Origin of the sequence: Terrimesophilobacter mesophilus (assembly GCF_014200375.1) — a bacterium.
Taxonomy (GTDB): Bacteria; Actinomycetota; Actinomycetes; order Actinomycetales; family Microbacteriaceae; genus Terrimesophilobacter; species Terrimesophilobacter mesophilus.
The window spans coordinates 624,566-650,587 of the sequence record NZ_JACHBP010000001.1 but is presented as its reverse complement, the minus strand read 5'-3'; the positions used below and the strand labels follow the sequence as shown (position 1 = coordinate 650,587).

Here is a 26,022-nt window from a genome sequence, read left to right as displayed (position 1 = left end):
CGCCCGGTCGCGTAGCGTTGAAGGATGACCGCAGAACCGGGCTCGAGCCCAGACAACCCCCTCGACAACACGACCGATTGGGTCGCGAAGCAGTTGAAGGAATACGACGAATCCGACGGTACCTCGTGGCCGACACTGCGCGGCCGGCCGCTCATGCTGCTCACCACGAAGGGTGCGAAGTCGGGGGTGTGGCGCCGCACCGTGCTGCTCTACGGCGAGGTCGACGGCAAGGTCATCCTGGTCGCGTCGAAGGGCGGGCATCCGCAGCATCCGGCCTGGTACGTCAACCTTCGAGAGAACCCCGAGGTACGCGTACAAGTGCACGAGCGCCGGTTCACCGCGATCGCGAGGACGGCGACGGCGGAGGAGAAGCCGAGGCTCTGGGCGCTCATGGCGGAGATCTGGCCCTACTACCTCGAGTATCAGGAGAAGACCGACCGCGACATCCCGGTCGTCATCCTCGACCCGCGCGACTGAGCCGGGGAGAGCTGCTCCCAGCCGAGGCGGGTGCGGAGGGCGGCGACTGCCGCGTGCGGGAAAGCTGTCCAGCCGGGGGAATGGCCGCACTGCGTAGGGCGTCGCAGGCCATGATGACCTCGCCCTGCGGTGGTGACCCACCCCGAAGAGCAAGAGGGCGAGGAAGATCCGGATGTCGCGATCGTCATCCGTTTGCTCACCCGGCTGCTCCTCCACGCTCGCAAGCAACTCTGCGCTGAACTGCTCGAACGCGACACGGTCCATGCCGTGAGCCCAGGTTTCAGGCGAACTTCGGCATGACCTCGCGGGCGAGGAAGTCGAGATGGTCGAGGTCCTGCAGGTCCATCACCTGGAAGTAGAAGCGCGTGAAGCCTGCCTCGGCGAGTGTGCCGACCTGGTCGACGATCTCGGATGCCGTCCCCACGAAACTGCCATCCCGCATCCGTTCGAGGTCACGACCGATCGCGTTCGCGCGCCGCTCGGCCGCGGCGGTCGTGGTGCCACCGGCGATCGTTCCCGCTGTGGACATGATGAGGGTGGATGGGTCGCGGCCGATCTCTTCGCACGCGTCGCGCACGCGGGCCATCCGAGGAGCCATGTCCGAGAACGAACCGAAGCCGGTGTTGTACTCGGTCGCGAACCGGGCGGCCAGCGCGGGCGTCTTCTTCGCGCCGCCACCGCCGACGATGAGCGGCATGGGCGACTGCACGGGCTTCGGCAGCGCGGGGGAGTCGACGAGCGTGTAGTGCTCTCCTGCGAAGTCGTACTTCTCGCCGACCGGCGTCGACCAGAGGCCGGTTACGATCTCCAGTTGCTCCTCGAGCATCCCGAACCGCTTCTCCGGGAACGGGATGCCGTACGCCAGGTGCTCCTTCTCGAACCAGCCGGCGCCGAGGCCGAGCTCCACCCGCCCCTTCGACATCGCATCCACCTGCGCGACCTGAATCGCGAGGATTCCCGGGTACCGATAGGTGACACTGGAAACGAGGGTGCCCAGCCGGATACGACTGGTCTCCCGTGCGAGGCCTGCGAGGCTCGTCCAGGCGTCGGACGGGCCGGGCAGGCCGATCCCCGAGCCCATGGCCAGGTAGTGGTCGCTGCGGAAGAAGGCGTCGAAGCCGAGGCGTTCGCTCGCCTGCGCGACGGCGAGCAGGTCCTCGTAGGTCGCGCCCTGCTGTGGTTCGGTGAAGATGCGGAAGTCCATGCCCCCAGCCTGTCATGGCTATACTCGGAGACGAACACGGGAGTCCGGTGAGCCGGGCTGAGAGGAAGCTGATCAAGCTTCGACCGTCGAACCTGATCTGGATCATGCCAGCGCAGGGAGGCAGAATTCTCAACATCCCGTGCCATTTCCTCGAGTGAAAGGGCACGAACAGTGACCAGTACAACAACCTCCATCCCGTCACGCAACCTGAAGTGGCGGGTCGTCGACATCGTCGTGGCGAGCGTCATCGCCGTCGCCAGCAGCGTCGTCTTCTTCGGCTGGAACATCGCCCATGACGCCGTCACAGCGCCGTTCAAGGCGTTGCTGCCAGGGCTCCAGGCCCTGGATGGCGGCATCTGGCTCTTCGCCGGTGTGCTCACCGCCCTCGTTGTCCGCAAACCGGGCGCCGCACTCTACGGCGAGCTCGTGGCCGCAGTGATCTCGGCGCTGCTGGGGGGCCAGTACGGTGCGACGGTCATCGTGAGCGGTCTGGTCCAGGGGCTGGGAGCCGAGGTGGTGTTCCTCGTCTTCTTCTACCTGAACTGGCGTCTGTACGTCGCGATCCTGGCCGGCATCGGTGCAGGCATTGCGAAGGGCGTTCTGGAGCTCATCGTCTGGTACCCGGGCGCGGATGCGCTGTTCGCGACCGTCTACATCGTCTCGTCGATCGTGAGCGGCGCGGTCATCGCCGGATTCCTGTCCTGGCTCGCGGTGCGCGGCCTCGCGAAGACGGGTGCTCTCGACCGGTTCGCCTCCGGTCGTGGGACGGTGCGCGTCTGACGATGAACTCCGGGCAGGATGTCCCTGCTGCCGGCGTCGTCGCCCGCGGATGGGGGTGGCGGCACGCGCCACGCAAACGCTGGGCGGTCAGCGATCTCGATCTGCGGATCGAGCCCGGCGAACGCGTCCTGCTGCTCGGGGCATCCGGTGCCGGAAAGTCGACGCTGCTGCAGGCGCTCGCCGGCGTGCTCGGCGGGGAGGACGACGGTGAGCCGTCCGGCGAGCTCCTCGTCGGCGGGAAGCCGCCGGCCGAGTCGCGCGGCCGAGCCGGGCTCGTGCTTCAGGATCCCGACAGCCAGGTCATTCTCGCAAAGGTCGGGGACGATGTCGCATTCGGCTGCGAGAATCTCGGCGTCCCGCGGCAGGAGATCTGGCCTCGGGTGCGCGAGGCCCTGGACGCCGTTGGTCTGGACGTCGCCCTCGACCGCTCGACTGCGGCGCTGTCCGGCGGCCAGAAGCAGCGCCTCGCCCTCGCAGGAGTGCTCGCGATGCGACCCGGCCTGCTCCTCCTCGACGAGCCGACGGCCAACCTCGACCCCGCCGGAGTCGTCGACGTGCGGGACGCGGTCGCGCGCGTGCTCGAGCGCACGGGCGCGACCCTCGTCGTCGTGGAGCATCGGGTGGATGTCTGGCTCCCTCTCGTCGACCGGGTCGTCGTCCTCTCCCCGGGCGGCGGCCTGCTCGCCGACGGCAGTCCGCACGCGGTGCTCACCGATCAGGGGCGCGTGCTCGCCGAAGCCGGCGTCTGGGTTCCCGGTTTCCCGCCTGCACTCCCTGCACGACATCGCGCATCGGGGCCCGACCTCCTCCTCGCCGGGGACCTGTCGGTCGGTCGTGGTTCACGGGTCGAGGCTCTGGTCGTGAAGGCCGACATCGAACTCACGGTCGCGGCCGGCATGACGACGGCGATCACCGGCCCGAACGGGTCGGGCAAGACGACCCTCGGGTTCACGCTGGCGGGCCTGCTTCCGCCACTCGCAGGAGTGGTCGAGGCGACGCCCGAGTTGCGTGGGCTCCAGACGGGGCGGCACGCAGGCATCAGTGAGCACCCCATCCGCTGGACGTCGCGGCAGTTGCTCACCCGCATCGGCACGGTGTTCCAGGAGCCGGAACACCAGTTCCTCACCGCGACGGTGCGCGAGGAGCTCGAGGTCGGGCCTCGCGCGCTGAAGCTCCCCGCTGGGGAGATCGACGCGCGCGTCGACGAACTCCTGCAGCGCCTGCGCCTCGACGCGGTCGCGGCAGCGAATCCCTTCACGCTCTCGGGCGGCGAGAAGCGTCGGCTGAGCGTCGCCACCGTACTGGCGACTCGCCCGCGCATCCTCATGCTCGATGAGCCGACGTTCGGGCAGGACGCCCGCACCTGGGCCGAACAGGTGGCGATCCTCGCCGAGTTCGTGGATGCCGGCGGCGCGGTCGTCGCCGCTACCCACGACCGTGCGTTCGTCGAGGCGCTCGCGGATGCCGAGGTGGGGTTGTGAGCGTCGCGGCCGAGGGATCTCGGCAGGTCAGCCCGGGCAAGGGCGCGATGCGCCCCTTCGAGGCGGTGAACCCGGTCGCGAAGTTCGGCGCCGCACTACTGCTCGCGGCCTGCCTCGTTCTCACGATCGACTGGGTGTCAGCAGGCACGGCTCTTCTTCTCGAACTCGCCGCCATGCCGTTCCTGGGGGTTCGTGCCCGAGCGTTCTGGCTGCGCACGCTGGCCGTCTGGATCGCGGCCCCGCTCACAGGGCTCACGATCCTGCTCTACGGCCAGGCATCCGGCACGGTGTACTGGGAGTGGCTGACCATCCGCGTGAGCGACGGCTCGATCGACCTCGCGATCGCGACGGCGCTGCGCGTTCTCGCGATCGGACTGCCGGCTGTCGTGCTCTTCATCACGGTCGACGCGACGGATCTCGCCGACGGTCTCGCGCAGGTGTGGCGCCTTCCGAGCCGGTTCGTGCTCGGGGCGCTCGCGGCCCTGCGGCTCGTCGGGCTCTTCCTCGACGACTGGAGATACCTTGAACTCGCCCGGCGCGCGAGGGGAGTCGGTGACACCGGCCGCATCCGCCGCGTCCCCGGTCAGGTGTTCGCACTGCTCGTGCTGGCCATTCGCCGCGGAAGCAGGCTGGCGACCGCGATGGAGGCGCGCGGGTTCGGCGGGGAGACCGAGCGCACGTGGGCGCGTGATTCGCGATTCGGATGGCGCGAATGGCTCGTCGCATGTGCTGGTTTGATGGTGGGCATGATCTCGATCGCGGCCGCCGTGCTCACCGGACACTGGAACTTCATTGTCGGCTGAATCCGAGACCGGCCCGCGCCGACCCGACATCGTGCTCGTCGACGGGCGCAGCGGTTCCGGCAAGACCGAGCTGGCGCGCGCCATGGTCGCCCAGAAACCCGAGCTGCAGCTCGTGCGCATGGATGACCTCTACCCGGGATGGGACGGGCTCGAGGCGGGCAGCCGACATGTGCACGATCATCTGATCGCCGCATCCGTTCGCCGCTGGCAGCGCTGGGACTGGGCGGATGCCGCGCCGGCCGAATGGCACGTGCTCGATCCGCACCGCCCCGTGCTCGTGGAAGGATGCGGCGCGCTCAGTCGGGCAAACCGAGCGCTCGCCGTCTGGGCGGTCTGGGTCGAACTCGACGAGCCGACGAGGCGGGCCCGTGTTCGCGCGCGCGATGGCGACTCCTGGGACGACCGCTGGGATGATTGGGCCGCCCAGGAGGATGCCTTCATCGCCAGGGAGAACCCGCGTGACCTCGCCGACTCCGTCATCGACGGCAACGAGGTCCTGTGATCCGAACCGGCTCAGCCCCAGCCGAGCCGGTGGAGCTCATCGTCATCGATCCCATAGAAGTGGGCGATCTCGTGCACGAGCGTCACATGGATCTGGTCCTTCAGCTCCTCGAGGTCGGCGCTCACGTCCAGCAGCGGCTCGCGGTACAGGATGATGCGGTCGGGCAGTTCCCCGAAACCGTATTGACCGCGTTCGGTGAGGTTCACGCCGTCGTAGAGGCCGAGCAGGTCGAGTGAGCCGTCCTCCGGGCGGTCTTCGACGACGAACACCACGTTGTCGAGCCCGTCGACCATGTCGTCCGGAAGCAGGTCGAGCTCGTCCACGACGAGTTTCTCGAAGGCCTCCGCATCGAGGTCGAGTTCAGCCATTCGAAACGTCCACCGCCTCCACGAGTGAGTTCTGCAGGAACCCCAGCCAGTCGTAGAGGTCCTGCAGGATCGCGTCGCTGCTCGGCGCCTGATCGTCCGATTCGATGCCGAGCCGGCTGGCCAGCGTGAGCCGGATGTCGGTGAGGCTGCGAAGCCAGGCTCCCGCCTGCTGAGGGTCGAGTCGCAGCACGCCCGTCTCGATGCTGTCGGAGAGCGTGACCATGAGGGTGTCGGCGTTCGCGATCTTGCGCTCGACGAGGCCCCCCGCGGTGAACCGGCGGAACTCCGCCGAAGCGGCCGGGTCTTCAGGGTACGCATCGGGGAGCAGCCGCACGATGGCGGGGTCCATACCGTCGCCCTCGCGCAGCAGTGCAGTGAGTTGTGAAGCCAGGTTCTGGAGCAGGAGAGCCTCGTCGCGTTCGATCCCTGCGGACACACCGCCGTCCCCTGCGCGTTCGAAGGGCTTCACGCATCCGCCTTCTCGAGCGTCGCCCACAGTCCGAAATCGTGCATCGCCTCGACGTGGCGTTCCATTTCCTCGCGAGGCCCCGTGGCGACGACCGCGCGGCCCGTGAGGTGCACCTGCAGCATGAGGCGTTCTGCCTCTGCGGGCGGGTGCCCGAAGTAGCTGCGGAACACGTAGGCGACGTACGACATGAGATTCACCGGGTCGTTCAGCACGATCGTGACCCACGGCGCGTCGGCGGCGGCGCGCTCGCGCACACGCGTCTGTTCGATGGTGTCGGCCACCGCTCCAGCCTACGGCTCGCAGGCGAACTCGCCCTTGACATGAAATTGGGGTGATCGACGGGATTTGAACCCGCGACATCCGGCACCACAAGCCAGCGCTCTACCAACTGAGCTACGACCACCATGTGCCGCGGCGCAAACCCCGGCAACGACTCACCATCTTATTACAGTCGGGCTGCGAAGTTTTCAACGACGGATGCGGCAATCGCCTGCACTTCACCGGTGGTCGGCCCCGGCTCTCCGACGAACGCCGTCTTCCGGTAGTAGTCGAGTTCGCGAATCGATTCGAGGATGTCGGCGAGGGCGCGGTGGCCGCCGTCTTTCTCCGGCGCGTTGAAGTAGACGCGGGGGATCCAGCGGCGGACGAGCTCCTTGATGGAGGAGACGTCAACATTCCGGTAGTGGAGGTGACTGTCGACGCGCGGCATGTAGCGTGACAGGAATGCCCTGTCGGTGCCGATCGTGTTGCCGGCGAGCGGCGCCTGCTGGGGGATGGGGACGAACCGGCGGATGTATTCGAGCACTGCGTCCTGCGCGTCGCCGATGCTCACACCGTCGGGGATGGCTTCAAGCAGTCCGGAGCTCGCGTGCATGTCCCGCACGAATTCGCTCATGTTGTCGAGGGCCGACTGGTCGGGTGCGATGACGATGTCGAACCCGGGGTCGAGGATGGCGAGATCGAAGTCCGTGATGACGACCGCGACTTCGACGAGCTGGTCGACGGCGACATCCAGGCCCGTCATCTCGCAGTCGATCCAGACGAGCCGATCATTGCCGTTTGCCATTACCGCAGTCTATCGCCGGGTGCCGACGGGGCTCTCAAGCGGCATCGCCGATGCCGATGGCTTCCGCCTCTTCGGCGTCGGTGAGCACCACACCGGCCTCCGCACCGAAGTTGGCCCGCCGGAGGAACCGGGTGCCGACGATGATGGCGACGGTGGCGACGACGACGGATGCCGCGCCGAAGTAGTAGGGCATCGACGGGAAGAACAGCACCGCGAGTTCGGCGGCGAGTGGCGGGGCGATCGCACCGCCGAGGAAGCGCACGGCCGAGTACGCGGATGATGCGACGGAGCGGGGGAGGTCCGTGGCCTCCATGACGGATTCTGTGAACACGGTGTTGAGGACGCCCAGGAGCAGTCCGCCGACGATGACCGTGATGACGAGTCCCGGTTGCGAGGTGATGAACAGTCCGGCTGCGACGAGATCCAGCGCGAGCAGCGGCAGCACGATCGTCAACACGGTAGTGCGCCTGAACACCCTCGTCAGGAGCGGCGCGACCCACACCGAGGTGATGGCGAGCGAGACGCCCCAGCCGAAGAAGACGAGACCGAGACCGATCGCCGTCATTCCGAGCGGGAAGGGCGTGTAGGCGAGGAGCACGAAGAATCCGATGTTGTAGAACACCGCGGCGATGGCGAGGGTCGCGATCGCCGGGTTTCGCATCGCACGGAATGGTGCCGAGAGTGTCACCGGGACGCGCTCGACGGCATCCTCTCTGCCGAGCAGGGCGACGATCGCGATGAATCCGATCGCCATGAGCGCGGCCGTGCCGAAGAACGGTCCACGCCAGCTGATGGTGCCGAGCAGCCCGCCGACGAGCGGTCCGACCGCGATCCCGAGGCCGAGGGCCGCTTCGTACAGGATGATGGCGGATGCGGTGCCGCCACTGGCGGCGCCGACGATCGTGGCGAGCGCCGTGGAGATGAAGAGGGCGTTGCCGAGACCCCATCCCGCACGGAATCCGATGATCGTTTCGACGTTCCCGCTGAGGGCGGCGGCCAGTGAGAACGCCACGATGAGGGCGAGGCCGATCATGAGCGTGAGCTTCGCGCCGATGCGGCTCGACACCCAGCTCGTGAAGAGCATGGCGAGCCCGGTGATGAGCAGGTAGCTCGTGAACAGGAGCTCGGTCTGTGTGGGGGTTGCGTCGAGTTCGGAGGCGATCGCGGGGAGGATCGGGTCCACGAGACCGATGCCCATGAAGGCGATGACGCACGCGAATCCGACGGCCCACACCTGTTTCGGCTGGCGCAGGATGCTGGAGGTGTCGGATGAGCCGTGTTCCATCAGGCGGTCACCGTCCCGCTCGCGGTGCGCGAACCGAGGATGTCGACCGCGCGGGTGAGCGTGGCGCGATCATCGGTCGTGAGCCCGGTGAACATCGGCTGGAGGGCGGATGCGAGTGCCTGCCGCCATGCGGCGAGCGCCGCCAGGCCCGCGGGGAGCGTGGACACGAGCGATGCGCGGGAATCCTCAGGGTCCACGATCCGCTCCGCGAGGTTGTCCGTGATGAGTTGCTGGACGACTTTGGTCATGGACGGCTGGCTCACTCGTGCGATCGTGGCGAGCTCGCCGATGCGCAGCGGGCCATCCGTCGACAGGATCGCGAGGGTGTGCCACACGGCGGATGGCGTGGTGCTGCCGAGCGCCTGCGCGGCGATCCGGGTGAGCCGGTGCGCCGCGACCAGGAGGTCGGAGAGGAGGGCGGTGTCATTGTTCACTGCGCAAGTATATAACCAGGTTATATAGCTAGGTGATGCATTGGCGCGGTGAGCAATATTAGGTGTGCGGTGCCCACTCCGACGTGGTAGTAAGAGTGCATGAGCAATGAGACTCCGACGATCAAGCGTGGCGACGAGTACGTCGTCATTTTCTCCGGTGGGCCCAATGACGGCCGAACCGACAAGCGGATCAGCACGGACGGTTCGTGGGACAAGGAGATCACAGTGCTCACGGCAGTCGATGGCAAAGAGACGATGATCGACTACAACATGGCGAGCTGGCGTGAACTCGGCGGCCAGTATCACGTGACATACACCTACGACAAGGCCGACAGTGAGCCGGTCGAGGACCCAGAGGACCGCGGCGGTCGGCAGTAACCGATGAGCACGACGGCCGTGCAGACAGACCTGGAGCGTGCCCGCAGACGCGTTCTGACGTCAGGGTTCATGGGGAGCACGGTCGAGTTCTACGACTTCATCCTCTACGCGACTGCTTCCGCGGTGGTGTTCAACCGCTTGTTCTTCACGAACCTGGACCCCGCGCTGGGAACAATCGCCTCGTTCGCGACGCTCGCCATCGGCTACCTCGCGAGGCCGGTCGGTGGCGTCTTGTTCGGGCACTTCGGTGACCGCTTCGGCCGTAAGCGGATGCTGATCATCTCCCTCGTCGTGATGGGTGTCGCATCCACGCTCATCGGCGTGCTGCCGACGCAGACGATGGTCGGCGCGCTGGCGCCCATCCTCCTCATCGTTCTGCGCATCGTGCAGGGATTGTCGATGGCGGGCGAGTGGGGTGGTGCGACCATCATGGCTATGGAGCACGCCGACGAACGCAAGCGCGCCACTGCGTCATCCGTCATCTCCGCGGGGGCGCCGATGGGATCCCTGCTCGCGTCGGGCGTCCTCGCCCTGTTCTCGATGCTTCCAGCAGACCAGTTCCTGACCTGGGGCTGGCGTGTTCCCTTCCTCCTCTCCGCGGTCATGGTGGCCATTGCGCTCTGGATTCGGACGCGCGTGAACGAATCGCCACTCTTCCTTCAGGCGCAGGCGAAGGCGCACGATGCGGCCTCGGCCACTCCCGCGCGACCGGTTCGGCCCGCGCGCGCAGTGCTCAAACAGTGGCGTTCTCTCGTTCTCACGATTGTGGCCGGGTTCGGCCCTCACGCGCACAGAACGCTCATGACTGCGTTCCTCATCAGCGTCGGGATCGCGGGGGGCGTGTCGCGCGCAGAGGTGTTGTGGGTCTCCGCGGCTTCGGGTGTGCTGAACATCCTCCTGATGGTCCCGGTCGGACGGCTCGTAGACCGGATCGGTCGCAAGCGAGTCATGTACGCCGGGCTCGCAGCCGCACTCGTCACCGCGTGGCCGACGTTCGTGCTCGCCGCGAGTGGGAACGTGTGGTTCGTTCTCATCGCCTTCTTCGTTGCCGGCGCGTGTGGCACGAGCGTGCTCCTTCCGACACTCGGCACGCTCATCATCGAGCAGTTCCCCACTCGCACCCGGTACACGGGCGCGTCCGTCGGCTACCAGATCGCGGCTTCCATCGGCGGCGGGCTCGCACCTGTCGTCGCGGCCGCGATCATGACCACGACCGATGGTGACTTTCTGCCGCTGTCCCTGGTCGTGATGGCAACGCTCGCCCTGAGCTGGGTCGCGGTCGTGTTCTTGAAGGAAAGGTCACGTCACTCGATCGCTGAGTGAACGATGCCGAGCGCATTACTCAGAGGATGTTGCTGGGTCTGTTCAGCTGCTCCTGAAGGATGTCGATGACCCGGCTCCGTTGCGGCTTGCCATTCTCTGATCGCGGGATGGCATCCATCCGCATGATGAGACTGGGAAGTATTCCGCCCAGCGGCTGGCGCAGCTTCTGCGCGAACTTCACCGGGTCGTTGATCGGTTCGCCGACGATCGCAATCGCCAGCTGACGGATTCCCAGCTTGTCGACCACGGCACAGGCGACCGCCTCCCGGACCCCCGGCTGTTCGAGAACAATCTCCTCCACCCGGTGCGGCATGATCTTCCTGCCACCGACGTTCATGAGGTCGTCTTCCCGACCGATGATGACGAGTTCTCCGTCGATGAGTCTCCCGAGATCGCCGGGGTAGAACCAGCCCCCGTGGAAGCCCTTGTGTTCACCGAGGTCCGGGGCGCCGAAGTAGCCCACCCCCATGCTCGCGGTGCGCAACCGTACCCGACCGTCCTCACCGGCCGGCACGGGTTCGTGATCGTCGTCGACGATTTCGACGTCTACCCCATCCTCGACAACCCCGCCACGCTCGGGCGCCTCCGGTACGTCTGCGCGACGGGCGGCGACGAACCCCGTTTCGGATGATCCGTATCCGTCGTATACGCGCACGCCGAACCAGTCGGCGAGCGCCGACGCGAGTCCCGATGACAGTGGTGCACCCGCCGAGTGCAGTTCCTGAAGAGCCGGAAGCCTGTCCCCAGAGCGGCGTGCAACCGTGAGAAGCCGGTCCAGCTGGAATGGTGAGCCTTCCGCGATCTCTATCGCCCGGTCGCGAAGCATCCCCAGGTTCTCTTCCGTCGTGCCCGCCGCAAGGTGGGGTCTACGTGCCGTGATCGCTGCGAGGAATGCCGACATGGAGCCGGCTACGGTGCCGGGCTGCAGGGAGGCGTATGCGCCGCGAGCGAGGCGGAGGCGTCGTGGTGCGGCGAGCGCTTCGACGGCCGCCACAGTTCGCATCACCGCTTTGGGTGCCCCGGTCGTGCCACTCGAGTAGATGAACCAGCAGATGTCGTCGGCCGCGGGCGACGCGATGTCGACGGTCGATGTGTCAACCTGCGCCAGACGGCCGATCGCGGAGTCGTCGAAGGTGAGCAGGACATCCGCGGGGTGCTTCATTCCGTTGCCGTCGACCGTGATGAGGCGTTGGAGTGGAACATCCAGCCCGACTTCTGCCTGGCTGTTCACCAACGAGCCGATGCCGCCCCTCGCGAGCAACGCCACGAGAAACGCCGGATGGAGGCTCGGCGGGACTGCAGCACCCACCGTCTCCTGCGTCGAGACCCCCGCCTCGCGGATCCAGGCCAGGATGCGCAGGGCGGTGTCCCACAGTTCACCCGCCGAGAGTTCGAGTTCCGGGCCGGCGACGGCGAGATCGTCGGGCCGCTCGTGTGCCCAGTCCTGCAGGGAACGCAGTGGCTTCAGCACGGCGGCGGTGTTTCCACCACGAACCTCGCGGCTGTTACTTCGGAGAGCGGCGGCGACGTACGGCCCCGGCACTCGCGACGAGCGCCGCACCGCCTGCGACTGCGAGACCACCGACGATGAGCGCGCCCGTGGAGTCGGCGCCGGTTGCGGCGAGCGATGCTGCGGCGTACCGCACGATCACCACGCCATCCGCGCCAGGGTTGGCTTCTCCAGTACTGACCTCACCGAATTGCCAGTATGCTGATCCACCCGCACCCGAGTTCGTCGGGACCGCAGCGGCGTTTCCGGGTGCGTCGCTCGAATCGGACTCCCCGCCCCGCCCGTATTGAACAGCAGGGTCAGCGGCCGAGGGGAACAGCGCGGCGTCCACGCCCGGTACTCCGGAGAGGAGGTAGCCAGGGCCGGGAGTGTCGGAATCGGGGGCATCTCCAGCGGCACCGCCGCCCCCGAGAATGCCGGTGTGGCCATTGCCGCTCACACCGCCGACGTGACTTCCCTGATCGATGACCGAGCCGAGCCCTCCGTGGGCAGTGGCTGCGCCGAACAGGGTGTCGCCCCCATTGCCGGCCTCCACGCCGTCCAGGCCAATCGTTCCGCCGGAACCGATGTCCACGGTGATCGCGGTATCGAGTGCCACGGAGTCGACGTAGATGACCTCGCCTCCTCCGCCGCCGTAGGCACCGTCGCCCTCGGCGCCGATGTACCCGCCGCCGCCCGCGCCGACGAGTATCGCCGTGACCTTGTTCAAAGTCGATGGAAAGGTGAGGACTCCATCGGCGGTGACGACGACCTGGCACACACCGGTGACGACCTGGGTCGAGCCGGGGTACGCGCACGGCACGGGGGCGGCAACCGCGGCGGATGCGCCGAACAGCGAGGCGCCGCAGAGGCCGACAGCGCCGACGGCCGCCGTATTACGAGTGAATGTTGAGCTGACCATGGGAATTCCGATCGGGTCGCTTCGGAGACATGACACTTCCTGACAAAAATCACTCTGAAGCTATCAGATGCAGGGTCGAATGAATAGCACGGGGATCGACGAATCCGCAGTCCGCACACCGACCGTGCGGCAACACCTCGGCACATGCGGCCTGCTCGGTGCCCCGAGCAGGACTCGAACCTGCAACCTACGGATTAGAAGGCCGTTGCTCTATCCATTGAGCTATCGGGGCGTCAGTCGAGAGTACTACGGCCCACACCGTGGGAGAGTGAGACATGGACTCCTGGACGGATACCGCATTCACCCGCGTGCTCGACATCGAACTGCCGATCGTGCTCGGGCCCATGGGCGGTGCGTCCTCCGTCGAACTCGTCGCGACAGTGAGCAACGCGGGCGGTCTCGGCTCCTACGGGGCATACGGTCTCTCCGGCGAGCGCATCCTCTCGGTGGCGGCCGGCATCCGCGAGCTCACCGAGGAGCCGTTCTCGCTCAACATCTGGATCCCCCGCGACGGCGGTGACGACTACCAGCCTGACGAGGAGGAGTTCGCACGCCACCTCGCACCGCTCGCCGGGTGGTTCGAAGAGCTCGGCGTGCCGCTCCCGACGCGCCCCGAGCGCCTCTTGCCCGGCCACGATGAGCAGGTCGAAGCAGTGCTGGAGGCCAGACCCGCCGCCATGAGTTTCGTATTCGGCGCACCGGACCCCGGCATCCTCGATCGTGCGCGTGAGCTCGGCATCACGACCATGGGCACGGCGTCGACCGTCGCGGAAGCAAGGTTCCTTGAGGAACAGGGTGTCGACGTCATCGTCGCCTCCGGTCTCGAGGCCGGAGGGCACCGCGTCGCGTTCATCAAGCCGGTGGAGGAGTCGCTCATCGGCAACCTCGCGCTCATTCCCCAGGTCGCGGATGCCGTGGACATCCCCGTCGTCGCGGCCGGCGGCATCGCAGACGGTCGCGGGGTCGCCGCGGCGATGACCCTGGGAGCGGATGCCGTGCAGCTCGGGACAGCCTTCCTCGCCACCGACGAGTCAGCGGCGAGCGCCCCGCACCGCGCGATGCTGTGGAGCGAGGAGGCGGAGACAACGACACTGACGCGGGCGTTCAGCGGGAGACTGGCGAGAGGCATCCCGAACGCCATGAGTCGTGCGGCGGATGCGGGTGAGCTGCCGATTGCACCGTTCCCACTTCAGGGCTGGCTGCTCGGCAAGCTCAAAGCCGCCGCGATCGAACAGGGCCGCACCGACCTGTTCTCCCTGTGGGCCGGCCAGTCGGCATCGCTGCTGCGCCACCACGACGCGACGGACCTCATCCGTGCGCTGGTCGAAGACGCAGGGAATCGACTTCCCTAGGCGTCCCGGTCCGATTCCGGCCGGGTCACCGTGGGGGCTGTGGTCGGTGCCGGCGCATCGGGCGCCTGCGCCTCGGCGGCCTGCTGCGCTTCCCACGCCTTCTGCTGGGCGACGAGGTCCTGGTCGTTGAGGGACGCCTCGTAGGCCCACGAGTCCAGATCGTTCTTGAACAACTTCTTCGCCCGGGCAGGATGCGCCTGCCACTCGATGAGGCGATCCTTGAACTCCTTGAGGGATTGTGCGGCCTGGAAGCTGAAGGACACGGCCTGCTTCTTCAACTCACCGAGTTCATGGGTCGCCCACTCGGCTGCGAGCCCCGAACCGGCAAGCGGCAGCAGCCTGAGGCGCACGTCGCACTCCAGCGCGATGTGGTCCGCCTGCTGTTGCTCCGGCGCCGAGAGCGAGTTCCAGTTCGCCGCACGCCGTGCCGCGCTGATCATGGCCGTGACCGCGGCGGCCCGTTCGTCCCGATCGTGCAGACTCACTATGCGCTTCGTCGACCCTCGTCCGATGAGCGCTGCGACGAACCCCGCGACCAGGATGGCCACGCCGGGAATGATCGCCGCCGTCGTCACCTGCCATCCGGCGTCCGAAGAGAACCAGGAAATAATGTCATCCCACCACTGCATATCGGCAGGCTACCCCGCCGCCATAGCGGTCGCGGGCATTCCGGCGCGAGTCCTCCGAACGCTCAGCGAACGGTCGTGACCTCATCCGAAACGCAGGCACTCCACGGCGTCGTCGAAGCTCCAGAACTCACCCAGCTCGACGAAGCGTCGTTGCAAGGTGATGAGGCGCTTCGACCGGAAGCGCCGACCACGTGGGTCGTCGAACCCCTCGACGTAGCCGAGAACGTCACCGTCAGGGCGAGTGACACGCCACAGGTCGTCGTGCAACTGCACGAGGTTGATGCCGCGCTTCACCCGGTGACTCGGCGACGTTCCGCTCGGGGACGTGCTGCCGGATGTGTAGGTGCGGTCGCCGGGAATCTCGAGAACGCTCGAGCCGGCGAAATCGAATGATGTCATTCGTTCCTCCAGTGAAAATGCCGGCCGATCCGTCAGGGACGATCTCACACTAGGCGCGGCCACCGACATCCGGTTCAGCCGGATCTTCGGGGTCACACGAGCGCGTCGGCGCTCTCCGCGGCGATGGCGAGGTCGGCATCCACGACCTTGTTCATCCGCGCCGTCTGGGCGAGGATGATGCCCACCAGTACGACCGCGGCGCCCACGACCTGCAGTGAGTTGAGTCCCTCGCCGAGCCACAGCCACGCGAACAGGAACGCGAAGATGACTTCGGCGGATGCGACGATGCCCGCAGCGGTGGCGGTCAGGTACTTGAGGGCGAACAGGGAGAGCAGGAACGGGAGGAACGAGCCGAGCAGAACGTTCCAGAGGATGGGCACGATCAACGGAAGCTCGAACGGGGCCAGGTTGCCACTCAGGGAGACGGATGTCGTGAAGAGTTCAGGATCGATCCGCCACCACCCGCTGAAGACGAGCCAGAACACCGTGGCGGATCCCATGGTCCAGAACGCCACGGCCATGGGCGAGGTCTTTCCGACCTCGCGCTCGCCGACGAGGAAGTAGGTGGCGAGGCACACCGCCGCCGCGAAGGCCATCAGCACGCCGAACGGAACGAGCTCGCTCGCCCAGATCTGCGCGACGACGGCGAGTCCGATGAGAACCAGGCCGATCGCCACCCAGAGCCGTGCTCGCACCTTCTCGTGGAAGAAGAAGTACGCCACCGTCGCGACGATCAGAACAGCCGTGTACTCGATGAGAAGGGTGATGCCCACCGGGAGCACCTGGATGGCAACGGCGTAGGCGAACTGCAGCAACGCGACGCCCACGATTCCGAGTGCCACGAGGATGGAGAGCTGGCGCCAGGTGACCCGGAACGCGTTGCGATTCGCGAAGAGGAGCACGATCGCGGCGATCAATGCCGTCCCGCCGACGCGGAACAGGGTCAACTGCGCCGGTTCGATTCCGGCGCCGAGGATGACCTTCGTGACGCTGCCGTTCGCGCCGAAGAGCAGCGCTGCGCACAGCGCGTAGACGTAGCCCACGGGTTACCGCAGTCCGGTGCCGTGAACCGCGAACGGTTCGATCGCCGCGATCTCGTCGGCCGACAGGGGCGGGGCGGCGGCGGCGGCGAGGTTGTCGTCCAGCTGCGTGACACTGCTCGCTCCGACGAGCGCCGAGGTCACAGCAGGCTGCCGAAGCACCCACGTGAGAGCGAGTTGCGCGAGAGTCTGGCCGCGACCCTGCGCGATCTCGTTCAAAGCCCGTGCCCGCTCGAGGTAGACGGGTGAGATGGTCGATTCGGACATCCACCGACCCTCTGCCGCTCGCGAATCCTTCGGGATGCCGTCGAGGTACCGGTTCGTCGCGAGCCCCTGGGCGAGCGGCGAGAACACGATGCAGCCGACGCCGAGCTCGCGGATGACATCCAACAGGCCCTCCTCCGGCGCGCGGTCGAAAAAGTTGTAGCGCGGCTGGTGGATGAGCAGTGGGATGCCTTCAGCGGCGAGAGCCGCGTGTGCGGCGCGCGTCTGCTCCGGGTCGTAATTCGAGATCCCCGCGTAGAGCGCCTTGCCCTGGCGAACCGCGGTGGCGAGGGCGCCCATCGTCTCTTCCACGGGGGTGTCCGGGTCGGGGCGGTGCGAATAGAAGATGTCGACGTAGTCGAGGCCCATGCGCCCGAGGCTCGCGTCGAGCGAGGACAGCAGGTACTTGCGGGAGCCCCACTCGCCGTAGGGGCCGTCCCACATGTCGTAGCCGGCCTTGGTCGAGATGATGAGTTCGTCGCGATACGGGCGGAAATCCTGCTCGAGGATCACGCCGAAGTTCGACTCGGCCGCACCGGCAGGGGGCCCGTAGTTGTTGGCCAGGTCGAAGTGGGTGACGCCCCGATCGAAGGCCCTTCGGAGGATCGCGCGCTGCGTGTCGAGCGGACGATCCGTGCCGAAGTTGTTCCACAGGCCGAGGGAGATCCGGGGGAGTTTGAGGCCGCTGTGACCGGTGCGGACATAGGGAGTGTGCTCGTAACGATCGGATGCTGCCTCATAGCTCATGGGGACAGCCTATGGCCGCTCCTCCACATCCCTGACACAGGTCGCGGACTCCACGGATACCCCTATTCACCTGCCCGCCAGCGCCGGCATCGCTCACGCTGGGTTCCATGACAGATACCTTGACCATCACGGGCTTCGTTGCGACGCCGCCCCGCCAGCTCACCACCGCAGACGGCTACGCCCTCACGAGTTTTCGGCTCGCCTCCAATCTGCGCCGATTCGATCGCACGACGAAAAGTTGGGTCGACGCCGGCACCAACTGGTACACCGTCTCCACCTATCGGCAGATGGCGACCAACGTGGCCGCCTCAGTCCACAAAGGGGATCGAGTGCTGGTCACCGGCAGGCTTCGCATCCGGGATTGGCAGGACGGCGAGAAGAAGGGCATGAACATCGACCTCGATGCGGATGCGCTCGGCCACGACCTCGGCTGGGGAACAGCGTCGTTCACCCGGACCATCCATTCATCGGAGGTGGAGGCTGTCGGCTCGGGTGCGCAGGCCGACGATGCGCCGGAGGAGCAGGAGAACGGCGATCAGACGTCAGCGGATGCGTCCGCTGAGGCTCGCGAACTCGAGCAGGTAGCACCGTTTTGACCGTTGCACGTGTGCTCCGCGCATAGACTCATTTGTGGTCTGTGAACACACAGCCGACGATACCCGGGCGTCGGGAAGGGTGACAGCATGCGCGGAACGCGAGGCGGGGTTCTCCTGGCCGGGATTGTCGCCCTTGCTGTGACGCTGAGCGCGTGCGCACCGGACCGCGACAACACTGTCCCCGTGCCGATGCCCGTGCCCACGTCATCCGGTTCGCCGACGCCGAACCCGGCGGCAGAGCCCGATCCGGACCCGACCCTTCTCCCCGGCGGCTCGGCGCTCGCCAATCGCGCCTACTTCGACTTCGTCAACAAGCGACTTCTCGCCGTGAACAAGAACCCGTCCGACCAGGCCGTGGTGACCAATCTCGAGAAGTCCGGGTTCGCCAAGAAAGACCTGGAAGTCACCCCGGACAAGACGAGCGTGTTTCGGGCACCGTCCGCGTCGATCGAATTCTCCGTCCGCGTCGGTGATACCTGCCTCATCGGACAGTTCAAGTCTGGGGCTTACCGCAGTGTGATCGGCCCCGTCGTGGACGGTCGGTGCCTCGTGGGGAAGACGGCCCCGATTCCGTAGCGTGCACGGGCGGAAATCCGGAGCCTTCCCGGTTTCGTAGACTAGACCGCATGGCCGAATTCATTTACTCGATGGTGCGCGCCCGCAAAGCGGTCGGAGACAAGCTCATCCTCGACGATGTCACGATGTCCTTCTTCCCCGGAGCGAAGATCGGCATGGTCGGCCCGAACGGGGCTGGGAAGTCGACCATCCTGAAGATCATGGCCGGGCTCGACACCCCGAGCAACGGTGAGGCCAGGCTCAGCCCCGGATACTCCGTCGGCATCCTCATGCAGGAGCCCGAGCTGAACGAGGAGAAGACCGTCCTCGAGAACGTGCAGGAAGGCGTCGGCGAGATCAAGGCCAAGGTCGACCGCTTCAACGCGATCTCGGCCGCGATGGCCGAACCGGATGCCGACTTCGACACGCTGCTCGCCGAGATGGGCGTGCTGCAGGAAGCCATCGACGCCGCCGATGCCTGGGACCTCGACTCGCAGCTCGAACAGGCCATGGATGCCCTGCGCACCCCGCCCGGGGACGAGAAGGTCTCGCATCTCTCCGGCGGAGAGAAGCGCCGGGTCGCGCTCACGAAGCTTCTGCTGCAGAAGCCGGACCTGTTGCTGCTCGACGAGCCCACCAACCACCTCGATGCCGAAAGCGTGCAATGGCTCGAACAGCACCTCGCGAAGTATGCGGGCGCCGTCATCGCCGTCACCCACGACCGGTACTTCCTCGACCACGTCGCCGAATGGATCGCCGAGGTCGACCGCGGGCACCTGTACCCCTACGAAGGCAACTACTCGACCTATCTCGAGAAGAAGCAGGAGCGCCTGCAGGTGCAGGGCAAGAAGGACCAGAAACTGGCGAAGCGCCTCGCGAGCGAACTCGACTGGGTGCGCAGCAATGCGAAGGGCCGGCAGACCAAGTCGAAGGCGCGCCTCGCCCGCTATGAGGAGATGGTCACCGAGGCGGAGAAGACGAGAAAGCTCGACTTCGAGGAGATCGTGATCCCCGTCGGACCGCGCCTCGGGTCGCAGGTGCTCGATGCGAAAAAGATCGTCAAGGGATTCGATGGTCGAATCCTCATCGACGGGCTCAGCTTCACACTTCCCCGAAATGGGATCGTGGGGATCATCGGCCCGAACGGCGTCGGAAAGACGACACTGTTCAAGACGATCGTCGGGCTCGAACCGCTCGATGGCGGCGAACTGAAGATCGGCGACACCGTGCAACTGTCCTACGTCGACCAGAGCCGGGGAGGCATCGACCCGAACAAGACGCTCTGGGAGGTGGTCTCCGACGGTCACGACTACATCACGGTGGGCAAGACCGAGATCCCGTCCCGCGCCTATGTGAGCCAGTTCGGATTCAAGGGTCCGGACCAGCAGAAGAAGGCCGGTGTGCTCTCCGGCGGCGAGCGGAACCGGTTGAACCTCGCGCTCACGCTCAAGCAGGGCGGAAACCTGCTGCTGCTCGACGAGCCGACGAACGACCTCGACGTCGAAACGCTCAGCAGTCTCGAGAATGCGCTCCTGGAGTTCCCCGGCTGTGCGGTCGTCATCACCCACGACCGGTGGTTCCTCGACCGCACCGCCACGCACATCCTCGCGTGGGAGGGCACCGACGAGAACCCCGCATACTGGCACTGGTTCGAGGGCAACTTCGACGCCTACGAGGAGAACAAGATCGAACGCCTCGGCCCGGATGCCGCCAAGCCCCACCGCAGCACCTACCGCAAGCTGACCCGCGACTGATGCGCATCCACATTCCGATTCCCCTCCGGTGGGGAGACCTGGACGCCTACAACCACGTGAACAATGTGGCCGTGATGCGTATCCTCGAAGAGGCTCGCGTGCGCGCATTCTGGGCGCCAGAGGTGGGCGAACCGGCACCGACGGCAGTGCTCAAAGCGACGGCCGGATCCGACACCATCACGATGATCGCGGGGCACGTCGTCGAGTACGTCGCGCCGATCGAATACCACCAGGATGCGCTCGACATCCAGTTGTGGATCAGCGCGGTGGGCGGAGCGAGTGCCGATATCGCCTACGAGATCCATTCACGGGATGCGCTCGTCGTGCGGGCCGAAAGCACCATGGTGTTCATCGACGCCAGGACGCAGCGGCCGCGCCGGATCTCCGACGCCGAGCGCGCGGCCTGGGAGCCCTACTTCGGCGATCCGATAGCGTTCAAACGCGACGCGAAGCTTCTCGCACGGGGTCAGTAGCCGCTGTTGTCCGTCGCCGCCGGCGTGGTGATCTTCTTTCCGGAGGCATCGATGACCCACCAGATTCCGCCGAAGCCCTGCCCTGTGGTGTCGCCAGGAGCCGTGTCGCCCGCGTAGGTGTAGAGCGGCAGGCCGTTGATCGTGACCTGCTTCGCTCCACCGGCGAGGGCGATCGTGCCGACCTTTCCGGTGATGCCTTCGACGGCGGGGCTCGCAGCCGTCGTCGTGATGGCGGGCCATTGCGACGCGCAGGCGCCGCTGCACGAACTCGATCCGGAATCAGCGACATCGTTGTCGAACACGTAGGCGGTCATCCCCTTGCCGTCGACGACGATATCGCCCAGCGCGTTGGAGGCGGTGTGGATCGCGCCGCCGGACCCGCTCGACCCGTCAGATCCTGATGGCCCGCCGGATGTTGCGGCCGGTGCGCAGCCGGTCAGTACGAGTGCCGCCAGTGCGAGCACAGTCAGAGCGAGTGCGGCCGGCCGCCTGGCCGCGGTCGAGCGAGCAGCGGCTGATCTCGTCGCATGAAGTCCAAACAACATGATGCGCCTTCTTCCCGGGGAGGGCGTCCGTCGCCCGGCCCATTTAAACCACGAGATGGGCGAGAGTTCGGTTCAACGGTTGGGCCGGTCTCGTCGGTCGGCCGAGTCCGGTCAGAGGAACGATCCGGTCCAGACGGCCGCAGCCCCCGACTCGCCGATGAGCACGACGAGCACGACCGAGCCGATCGCCGTGACGACGGCGGCGACATCCAGCGTCAGGATGGCGGCGAGGCGAAGAGCACGGGGCCAGCCAGGGTCGATGCGATACCAGATCCAGATCGCTGCAGCGACCACGAAGACGGCGATGACCCACGGCAGCAGCAGGGGACCGAGTGATGCATGGCGTTCGATGAGCGGGGTCGCACCGACGCGCGCTTGCAGCCACTCGCCGGCAGCCGTCGTGAACGGCACGGCGATGAGCGCCACGAGGGCGACGAGCGGCGTCACGATGCCGAGCCGCCTGCGTGCAACGGGCCAGAACGCGGAGAGCAGCAGGCACAATCCGGCGAGGGGGACGACGATGACCACGAGGTGCACGAGAAGGACGTGCACCGGCAGACCGTTGATGATGTAGTCGATCATGCGATGATCACGGCTCCGTCGTCGGCCACTGAGACCGCGATCGGGTGGAGCGGCCGCACCGCCGGCCCCTTCAGTACGGCACCGTCGGCCGCCTCGAACCTGGAGCCGTGGCAGGAGCAGTCGAACTCGCCTCCTGCCGGGGACACCATGCAGCCCTGGTGAGTGCAGATCGCACTGAACGCGACGACCTTGCCCGCCGCGGGCTGCGCGAGCAGGATGTCCTGCCCGTCGACCGTGACGGCCGCCGTGCCACCCACCGGGATGTCGGCGACCTTGGTGAGCTGCGTCCCCGAGGGCAGCGGCGAGGCGACAGGGATCTGGGCCGGGGGACGCTGGATGCTCGCTCCCGACGATTCCGCCGGAGACGGCGCGTGCGGGGTCGGCTTGAGCGGCGCGGGCGCGCACGCGGCGAGCATGAGAGCGCTCGAACCGAGCGCGGCAACACCCCCGGTCGTGATGAGCGAGCGCCTGGTCAGATCTGTCATGTGGTTTCCCTCGGTCGTGCGGCCAGCGGGCGGGCATTCACAGTTTCCACGATGCGGCCGCGCGAAAAGTTCACCAGCATGAACCAACCGGCCTGTGGCAACGTTGTTAACGCGAGGGAGACATCCGGATGCCGCAAGAACCCGCACCGCCGCGCCGCGCGATCGCGACCCAGGATAAACTCCTGCGCGCGCTGCACGACGAGCACTCCGCGGCCCTGTGGCGCTATGTCGTCTGGATCTCGGGCGACCGCCAACTCGCCCAGGACATCGTGCAGGAGACGTTGCTGCGCGCCTGGCGTCATCCGAAGGTGCTCGACCAGGCGGAAGGCTCTGCGCGTGCCTGGCTGTTCACCGTCGCTCGAAATCTCGTCACGGATCATCACCGCAGCGCCCGCTCGCGCCACGAGATCGGCACCGATGCTCCACCGGAGAGACTCGCCGACGACGGGATCGACGCCATGCTCGACCGCTGGCTGGTGACGGATGCGCTCGCCGTGCTCTCCCCAGAACACCGCGCTGTCGTCGTGCACGCCTACTACCTCGGCGAGTCAGTCTCGGTCATCGCCGACCAGCTCGGGGTGCCGCAGGGTACCGTCAAGTCGCGGCTCCACTACGGCCTGCGCGCGCTGCGGCTCGCCCTGCAGGAACGCGGGGTGACCGGATGATCGACACCTATCGGGACTGGGATGCCGCCTACCTGCTCGGCGCCCTGCCGGCCGCCGAGCGGCGCGAATTCGAGGATCACCTCTCCGGATGCGCGGCCTGCCGGTCCTCGGTCGCGGAACTCGCCGGCATCCCCGGCCTTCTCGCGCGAGTCCCCTTGAGCGAGCTCGAGCCGATCGAAGAGGCGCCGCAGGACCTGCTTCCCCGGCTCGTGGGCGCAGCACGGCGGCATCGCGTCCGGGTCCGCGCTCTCACCGGCGGCATCGTGCTCGCAGCGGCGGCCGCGGCGGTCGCCGTCACGCTCATCCTGCCCCAGCTGACCTCGAATCCGGCTGAGCCGGCGGCGGAACTGACCCTCAGCCAGGTCGTGCCGAGCACGCTGAGCGCCGAGGTGCAGCTCGTCGGCCACGCCTGGGGCACGAGCATCGACATGACCTGCAGCTATGGCGGAGGGTACGGTCAGGGCGCTGCGACCTACGCGCTCTACGTCACCGACACCTCGGGAAAGGAGACTCAGCTCGCCACCTGGACCGCAGAACCGGGTCGTACCGTCGAGCCGTCCGGGACCACGAGTCTCGCGCTGAAGGACATCCGCTCGGTGGATGTCCGCGCGATGGCGGACGGGACGATCCTGCTCGCCGGCAGCCCGTGATCCTGCAGCTCGTCCCAGGACAGCCCGGGATCGGCTAGTCCGGAATCCGGATCATTCCCTCCTGGGCGACGGTGGCGAGAAGCACGCCGTCGCGGTTGAAGATCCTGCCCGTCGCGAGGCCGCGCCCTCCGATCGCATTCGGAGACTCCTGCACGTAGAGGAGCCACTCGTCGACCCTTCCGAACCGGTGCCACCACATGGCGTGGTCCAGGCTCGCGACTTTGAGACCGGGCGTGGCCCAGGTCTTCCCGTGCCTGCGCAGAATGGGCTCCAGCAGGGAGTAGTCGCTGGCGTACGCGAGCGCGGCACGGTGGAGGATCTCGTCATCGGGCAGCGGGTCGATGGACTTCATCCAGATCGCCTGGTGGGCGACTCGCTCCGCCGCCTTCTCGAGATACACGGGTTCGCCGATGTGACGCATGTCGAACGCGCGCCCCGTCGCCCAGTACTGGGCGATCGGATGGTCGATTCCGCGCAGCAGCTCCGAATCGCTCGGCAGGGAGTCGGGGTCGGGGATGCCGTTCGGCATCTCGATCTGGTGCTCCAGCCCGGGGTCCACATCCTGGAACGACGCGATCATCGACAGGATGGGCAACCCGTTCTGGTACGCCTGGGTCCGCCGCGTCGAGAAGGACCGGCCGTCGTGGATTCGATCGACGGCGAACGTGATGGGCTGTTCGACGTCGCCGGGGCGAAGGAAGTACCCGTGAAGCGAGTGGATGAACCGGTCGTCGTCGACCGTGCGGGATGCGGCGACGACCGACTGCGCGAGGACCTGGCCCCCGAACACGCGACCCAGCGGCATCCACTGGCTCACGCCCGTGAAGATGTCCTCCTCTGTGCGCGCACCGTTCGTCTCCAGGGCGAGCGCTTTGAGAAGGCCCGCGACGGGCTCGTCCATACAATCTCCCCTGTCATGACTGCATCGGCTTACGCGCGCCAGCAGATGTAGGTAGTTTAGAGGGCAGATGAGCCGCACATTCACCCTGGTCGATTCCCTCGCCCTCAGCGACCTGCAGACCTTTCTCGGTCGCGCTGGAAGGGTCGAGGACGGTTCCGTGCGCCTCATCGCCGACTCGGGGATGCTCGCAGCCTACGTCGCGATCTTCTATCCGGTGGGGCTGCACGACGACACCCCGACCGTGCTCGGGCTGCGAACGTTCGCGCTGACCGACGGCGAGTCCTTCGACGCCGTCGTGCCGGTGAGGTCCCTGCTCGAACGGCTCGCGAAGCTGCGCGCCGATGTCGTCGATCCAGCGGCGCCGATCCCGGTGAGCCTTCCGATCGAGGTGAACACCGTCGTGTGGGCCGCCATTTCGCCGCCGCGAGGCGGGTGGCACGGCCTGGAGCCGGTGCCGTCCCAGGACCTCGAAGCGGTTGCGGATGCCGGAATCGCCGAGATCCGGAATGCCGTGCCGGATGGGACGGGCGAGCAGCTCGTCCATCGTGCAAGGGCCGAGGTGTGGAGCCGGCCGATCGACGGCTATGAACACATTCCGGCGGGGGCGGCGTTCGCCACGCACACCCTTGGATTCCTCGCACCGCCTGAGCCGGTGCGCATCTTCGAGACGGGGCCGTGGACGAGGCTCAGTTCCCAGCGAGGGCACGTCCTCGTGCGCAGGCGGGCCTGGACCTTACAGGCGTGACACCTCTGGCCGACCGGCCCTCAGAGCGCTAGTAGCGGGAGATGTTCGGAATCGAGGAGACGATCGACGCCACCATCACTCCGACATAGACGATCATCGCGATGTTGGCGACGACGTAGAGGATGATCGTCACCCACATGGGCGAGATGCCGCTGCCGGTCCGCCGCCGAACGACGACGGAACGCCCGATCGGGTAGACGTAGCTCAGGAATCCCCACGCCCAGTGGAACGGTCGCGGAACGCCGCGATCACGCAGCGTCCGCCAGTCGATGTATGAGAACCACACGCCCAGGCCATAGCTGACGATCCCGCCCAGCACCGTGAAGAGGTACCCCGCCGAGGTGAGGACGGCAAGCTCGCCCCGCATCGGATCCGACATGTCCAGGAACTTCGACCAGTCGATCGTGAAGAACCCGAACAGGGAGATGTAGGGGACGAACACCACGAGCCAGATCCAGATGGTGTTCCACGGGGTCCCTTCCGGCGCCTTCAGGTTCGCGACATCGGCAGCGTACGGGGCGGCGACGGTCGGCTGAAGTGCCGCCCGATTGTCGGTCCAGCGCGTGCCGTCCCACCATCGAGACTGCGTCGCATTCTCGGGGTCCGGGTACCATCCTGCCGGCGTGTTCGTCATGGACCAGAGCCTAGCGCGCGGCACA

General features: G+C 66.9%; 33 protein-coding genes, 2 tRNA genes and 1 riboswitch. Of the genes, 15 read left to right on the top strand and 20 right to left on the bottom strand.

All coding sequences use genetic code 11. The features are described from left to right. The first annotated feature begins 24 nt into the window (after positions 1-24). Complete coding sequence (locus BKA04_RS03210) at positions 25-477, top strand: nitroreductase family deazaflavin-dependent oxidoreductase (protein WP_104095118.1); 453 nt, start codon at positions 25-27, stop codon at positions 475-477. A 280-nt stretch (positions 478-757) separates the two neighbouring features. On the opposite strand, the gene BKA04_RS03205 is transcribed toward BKA04_RS03210, so the two are convergent. After that, a complete protein-coding gene (locus BKA04_RS03205) occupies positions 758-1,681 on the bottom strand; it encodes an LLM class F420-dependent oxidoreductase (protein ID WP_104095117.1) in 924 nt (307 codons plus the stop codon). 26 nt (positions 1,682-1,707) lie between these two features. Continuing rightward, positions 1,708-1,817: riboswitch (TPP riboswitch) on the top strand. Positions 1,818-1,852: 35 nt separating this feature from the next. On the opposite strand from BKA04_RS03205, the gene BKA04_RS03200 reads away from it, so the two are divergent. From BKA04_RS03200 to BKA04_RS03185, 4 genes are read left to right on the top strand one after another with little or no spacing between them, the layout of a single operon-like run. Then, positions 1,853-2,461, top strand: a complete 609-nt coding sequence (locus BKA04_RS03200) for an ECF transporter S component (RefSeq protein ID WP_104095116.1) — start codon at positions 1,853-1,855, stop codon at positions 2,459-2,461. Between the two features lie 2 nt (positions 2,462-2,463). Further along, positions 2,464-3,942, top strand: a complete 1,479-nt coding sequence (locus BKA04_RS03195) for an ABC transporter ATP-binding protein (protein ID WP_104095115.1) — start codon at positions 2,464-2,466, stop codon at positions 3,940-3,942. A 47-nt stretch (positions 3,943-3,989) separates the two neighbouring features. Continuing rightward, positions 3,990-4,745 (top strand): energy-coupling factor transporter transmembrane component T family protein, encoded by a 756-nt coding sequence (locus tag BKA04_RS03190; RefSeq protein WP_104096601.1) that lies wholly within the window; start codon positions 3,990-3,992, stop codon positions 4,743-4,745. Further along, a complete protein-coding gene (locus tag BKA04_RS03185; RefSeq protein ID WP_104095114.1) occupies positions 4,735-5,247 on the top strand; it encodes a nucleoside/nucleotide kinase family protein in 513 nt (170 codons plus the stop codon). Before BKA04_RS03190 ends, BKA04_RS03185 begins: the two co-directional genes overlap by 11 nt. 11 nt (positions 5,248-5,258) lie before the next feature. Here the strand turns inward: BKA04_RS03185 and BKA04_RS03180 are convergent, their stop codons facing one another. The 7 genes from BKA04_RS03180 to BKA04_RS03150 form a co-directional block, all read right to left on the bottom strand. Further along, positions 5,259-5,615 (bottom strand): metallopeptidase family protein, encoded by a 357-nt coding sequence (locus BKA04_RS03180; RefSeq protein ID WP_104095113.1) that lies wholly within the window; start codon positions 5,613-5,615, stop codon positions 5,259-5,261. Beyond that, positions 5,608-6,084 (bottom strand): DUF2017 domain-containing protein, encoded by a 477-nt coding sequence (locus tag BKA04_RS03175; RefSeq protein ID WP_104095112.1) that lies wholly within the window; start codon positions 6,082-6,084, stop codon positions 5,608-5,610. The genes BKA04_RS03180 and BKA04_RS03175 overlap by 8 nt, the downstream gene beginning before the upstream one ends. Next, positions 6,081-6,353, bottom strand: coding sequence for an ATP-dependent Clp protease adapter ClpS (gene clpS, locus BKA04_RS03170; protein ID WP_232842055.1), 273 nt, complete (start codon positions 6,351-6,353; stop codon positions 6,081-6,083). Before clpS ends, BKA04_RS03175 begins: the two co-directional genes overlap by 4 nt. 58 nt (positions 6,354-6,411) lie before the next feature. Next, positions 6,412-6,487 (bottom strand) — tRNA-His (locus BKA04_RS03165). A gap of 42 nt (positions 6,488-6,529) precedes the next feature. Beyond that, complete coding sequence (gene orn, locus BKA04_RS03160; RefSeq protein WP_104095111.1) at positions 6,530-7,150, bottom strand: oligoribonuclease; 621 nt, start codon at positions 7,148-7,150, stop codon at positions 6,530-6,532. 34 nt (positions 7,151-7,184) lie between these two features. Continuing rightward, on the bottom strand, positions 7,185-8,435 hold the full coding sequence (locus BKA04_RS03155; RefSeq protein WP_104095110.1) for an MFS transporter: 1,251 nt from the start codon (positions 8,433-8,435) through the stop codon (positions 7,185-7,187). After that, positions 8,435-8,869, bottom strand: coding sequence for a MarR family winged helix-turn-helix transcriptional regulator (locus BKA04_RS03150; protein WP_104095109.1), 435 nt, complete (start codon positions 8,867-8,869; stop codon positions 8,435-8,437). Before BKA04_RS03150 ends, BKA04_RS03155 begins: the two co-directional genes overlap by 1 nt. Positions 8,870-8,968: 99 nt before the next feature. Here BKA04_RS03150 and BKA04_RS03145 point away from each other — a divergent pair, with 99 nt between their 5' ends. Together BKA04_RS03145 and BKA04_RS03140 are read left to right on the top strand one after the other, a co-directional pair. After that, complete coding sequence (locus tag BKA04_RS03145; RefSeq protein ID WP_104095108.1) at positions 8,969-9,247, top strand: oligoribonuclease; 279 nt, start codon at positions 8,969-8,971, stop codon at positions 9,245-9,247. A 3-nt stretch (positions 9,248-9,250) separates the two neighbouring features. Then, complete coding sequence (locus tag BKA04_RS03140) at positions 9,251-10,570, top strand: MFS transporter (RefSeq protein WP_104095107.1); 1,320 nt, start codon at positions 9,251-9,253, stop codon at positions 10,568-10,570. Positions 10,571-10,589: 19 nt separating this feature from the next. Here the strand turns inward: BKA04_RS03140 and BKA04_RS03135 are convergent, their stop codons facing one another. The 3 genes from BKA04_RS03135 to BKA04_RS03125 all read right to left on the bottom strand — a co-directional run bounded on the left by BKA04_RS03135 (position 10,590) and on the right by BKA04_RS03125 (position 13,213). After that, the gene (locus tag BKA04_RS03135) at positions 10,590-12,041 is read right to left on the bottom strand and encodes a class I adenylate-forming enzyme family protein (protein ID WP_167309649.1); all 1,452 of its coding nucleotides are present in this window, start codon (positions 12,039-12,041) and stop codon (positions 10,590-10,592) included. A gap of 34 nt (positions 12,042-12,075) precedes the next feature. Next, on the bottom strand, positions 12,076-12,981 hold the full coding sequence (locus BKA04_RS03130) for a glycine-rich domain-containing protein (protein ID WP_104095105.1): 906 nt from the start codon (positions 12,979-12,981) through the stop codon (positions 12,076-12,078). Between the two features lie 159 nt (positions 12,982-13,140). Next, a tRNA-Arg gene (locus BKA04_RS03125) sits at positions 13,141-13,213 on the bottom strand. A gap of 43 nt (positions 13,214-13,256) precedes the next feature. Here BKA04_RS03125 and BKA04_RS03120 point away from each other — a divergent pair. Further along, entirely contained in the window at positions 13,257-14,333 is a 1,077-nt protein-coding gene (locus BKA04_RS03120) for an NAD(P)H-dependent flavin oxidoreductase (protein WP_104095104.1), read from the top strand. Here BKA04_RS03120 and BKA04_RS03115 read toward each other — a convergent pair. From BKA04_RS03115 to BKA04_RS03100, 4 genes are all read right to left on the bottom strand, one after another. Then, positions 14,330-14,962 carry a hypothetical protein gene (locus tag BKA04_RS03115; RefSeq protein ID WP_134542219.1) on the bottom strand — a complete coding sequence of 211 codons (633 nt, stop codon included), beginning with the start codon at positions 14,960-14,962 and terminating at the stop codon, positions 14,330-14,332. The genes BKA04_RS03120 and BKA04_RS03115 overlap by 4 nt on opposite strands. An 81-nt stretch (positions 14,963-15,043) precedes the next feature. Next, positions 15,044-15,361 carry a hypothetical protein gene (locus tag BKA04_RS11965; RefSeq protein WP_232841946.1) on the bottom strand — a complete coding sequence of 106 codons (318 nt, stop codon included), beginning with the start codon at positions 15,359-15,361 and terminating at the stop codon, positions 15,044-15,046. A 92-nt stretch (positions 15,362-15,453) separates the two neighbouring features. Beyond that, the gene (locus BKA04_RS12220) at positions 15,454-16,404 is read right to left on the bottom strand and encodes an EamA family transporter (RefSeq protein WP_104095102.1); all 951 of its coding nucleotides are present in this window, start codon (positions 16,402-16,404) and stop codon (positions 15,454-15,456) included. 3 nt (positions 16,405-16,407) lie between these two features. Continuing rightward, positions 16,408-17,412 carry an aldo/keto reductase gene (locus tag BKA04_RS03100; protein ID WP_104095101.1) on the bottom strand — a complete coding sequence of 335 codons (1,005 nt, stop codon included), beginning with the start codon at positions 17,410-17,412 and terminating at the stop codon, positions 16,408-16,410. Positions 17,413-17,519: 107 nt separating this feature from the next. Here BKA04_RS03100 and BKA04_RS03095 point away from each other — a divergent pair, with 107 nt between their 5' ends. From BKA04_RS03095 to BKA04_RS03080, 4 genes are all read left to right on the top strand, one after another. After that, entirely contained in the window at positions 17,520-18,008 is a 489-nt protein-coding gene (locus BKA04_RS03095; RefSeq protein ID WP_104095100.1) for a single-stranded DNA-binding protein, read from the top strand. A gap of 87 nt (positions 18,009-18,095) precedes the next feature. After that, positions 18,096-18,584 carry a DUF6993 domain-containing protein gene (locus BKA04_RS03090; RefSeq protein WP_104095099.1) on the top strand — a complete coding sequence of 163 codons (489 nt, stop codon included), beginning with the start codon at positions 18,096-18,098 and terminating at the stop codon, positions 18,582-18,584. A 50-nt stretch (positions 18,585-18,634) separates the two neighbouring features. Next, a complete protein-coding gene (gene ettA / locus BKA04_RS03085; RefSeq protein WP_104095098.1) occupies positions 18,635-20,317 on the top strand; it encodes an energy-dependent translational throttle protein EttA in 1,683 nt (560 codons plus the stop codon). Then, positions 20,317-20,790, top strand: coding sequence for an acyl-CoA thioesterase (locus BKA04_RS03080; RefSeq protein ID WP_104095097.1), 474 nt, complete (start codon positions 20,317-20,319; stop codon positions 20,788-20,790). Before ettA ends, BKA04_RS03080 begins: the two co-directional genes overlap by 1 nt. Here BKA04_RS03080 and BKA04_RS03075 read toward each other — a convergent pair. From BKA04_RS03075 to BKA04_RS03065, 3 genes are all read right to left on the bottom strand, one after another. After that, complete coding sequence (locus BKA04_RS03075; protein ID WP_104095096.1) at positions 20,784-21,335, bottom strand: COG4315 family predicted lipoprotein; 552 nt, start codon at positions 21,333-21,335, stop codon at positions 20,784-20,786. The two genes, BKA04_RS03080 and BKA04_RS03075, sit on opposite strands and share 7 nt — an antisense overlap. A 111-nt stretch (positions 21,336-21,446) precedes the next feature. Continuing rightward, positions 21,447-21,917, bottom strand: a complete 471-nt coding sequence (locus BKA04_RS03070) for a hypothetical protein (protein WP_104095095.1) — start codon at positions 21,915-21,917, stop codon at positions 21,447-21,449. Then, positions 21,914-22,402, bottom strand: coding sequence for a QcrA and Rieske domain-containing protein (locus BKA04_RS03065; RefSeq protein WP_104095094.1), 489 nt, complete (start codon positions 22,400-22,402; stop codon positions 21,914-21,916). Before BKA04_RS03065 ends, BKA04_RS03070 begins: the two co-directional genes overlap by 4 nt. Before the next feature lie 128 nt (positions 22,403-22,530). Between BKA04_RS03065 and BKA04_RS03060 the strand changes: the two genes are divergently transcribed. Both BKA04_RS03060 and BKA04_RS03055 read left to right on the top strand, forming a co-directional pair. Beyond that, the gene (locus tag BKA04_RS03060) at positions 22,531-23,067 is read left to right on the top strand and encodes a sigma-70 family RNA polymerase sigma factor (RefSeq protein ID WP_104095093.1); all 537 of its coding nucleotides are present in this window, start codon (positions 22,531-22,533) and stop codon (positions 23,065-23,067) included. Further along, positions 23,064-23,717, top strand: a complete 654-nt coding sequence (locus tag BKA04_RS03055; protein WP_104095092.1) for an anti-sigma factor family protein — start codon at positions 23,064-23,066, stop codon at positions 23,715-23,717. Before BKA04_RS03060 ends, BKA04_RS03055 begins: the two co-directional genes overlap by 4 nt. A 34-nt stretch (positions 23,718-23,751) precedes the next feature. Here BKA04_RS03055 and BKA04_RS03050 read toward each other — a convergent pair whose 3' ends face one another. Further along, positions 23,752-24,618 carry an acyl-CoA thioesterase gene (locus BKA04_RS03050; protein WP_104095091.1) on the bottom strand — a complete coding sequence of 289 codons (867 nt, stop codon included), beginning with the start codon at positions 24,616-24,618 and terminating at the stop codon, positions 23,752-23,754. 67 nt (positions 24,619-24,685) lie between these two features. Here BKA04_RS03050 and BKA04_RS03045 point away from each other — a divergent pair, with 67 nt between their 5' ends. Continuing rightward, positions 24,686-25,363 carry a hypothetical protein gene (locus BKA04_RS03045; protein WP_104095090.1) on the top strand — a complete coding sequence of 226 codons (678 nt, stop codon included), beginning with the start codon at positions 24,686-24,688 and terminating at the stop codon, positions 25,361-25,363. Positions 25,364-25,391: 28 nt separating this feature from the next. Here the strand turns inward: BKA04_RS03045 and BKA04_RS03040 are convergent, their stop codons facing one another. Further along, positions 25,392-25,997, bottom strand: a complete 606-nt coding sequence (locus BKA04_RS03040; protein ID WP_104095089.1) for a DUF2510 domain-containing protein — start codon at positions 25,995-25,997, stop codon at positions 25,392-25,394. Positions 25,998-26,022 lie beyond the last annotated feature (25 nt).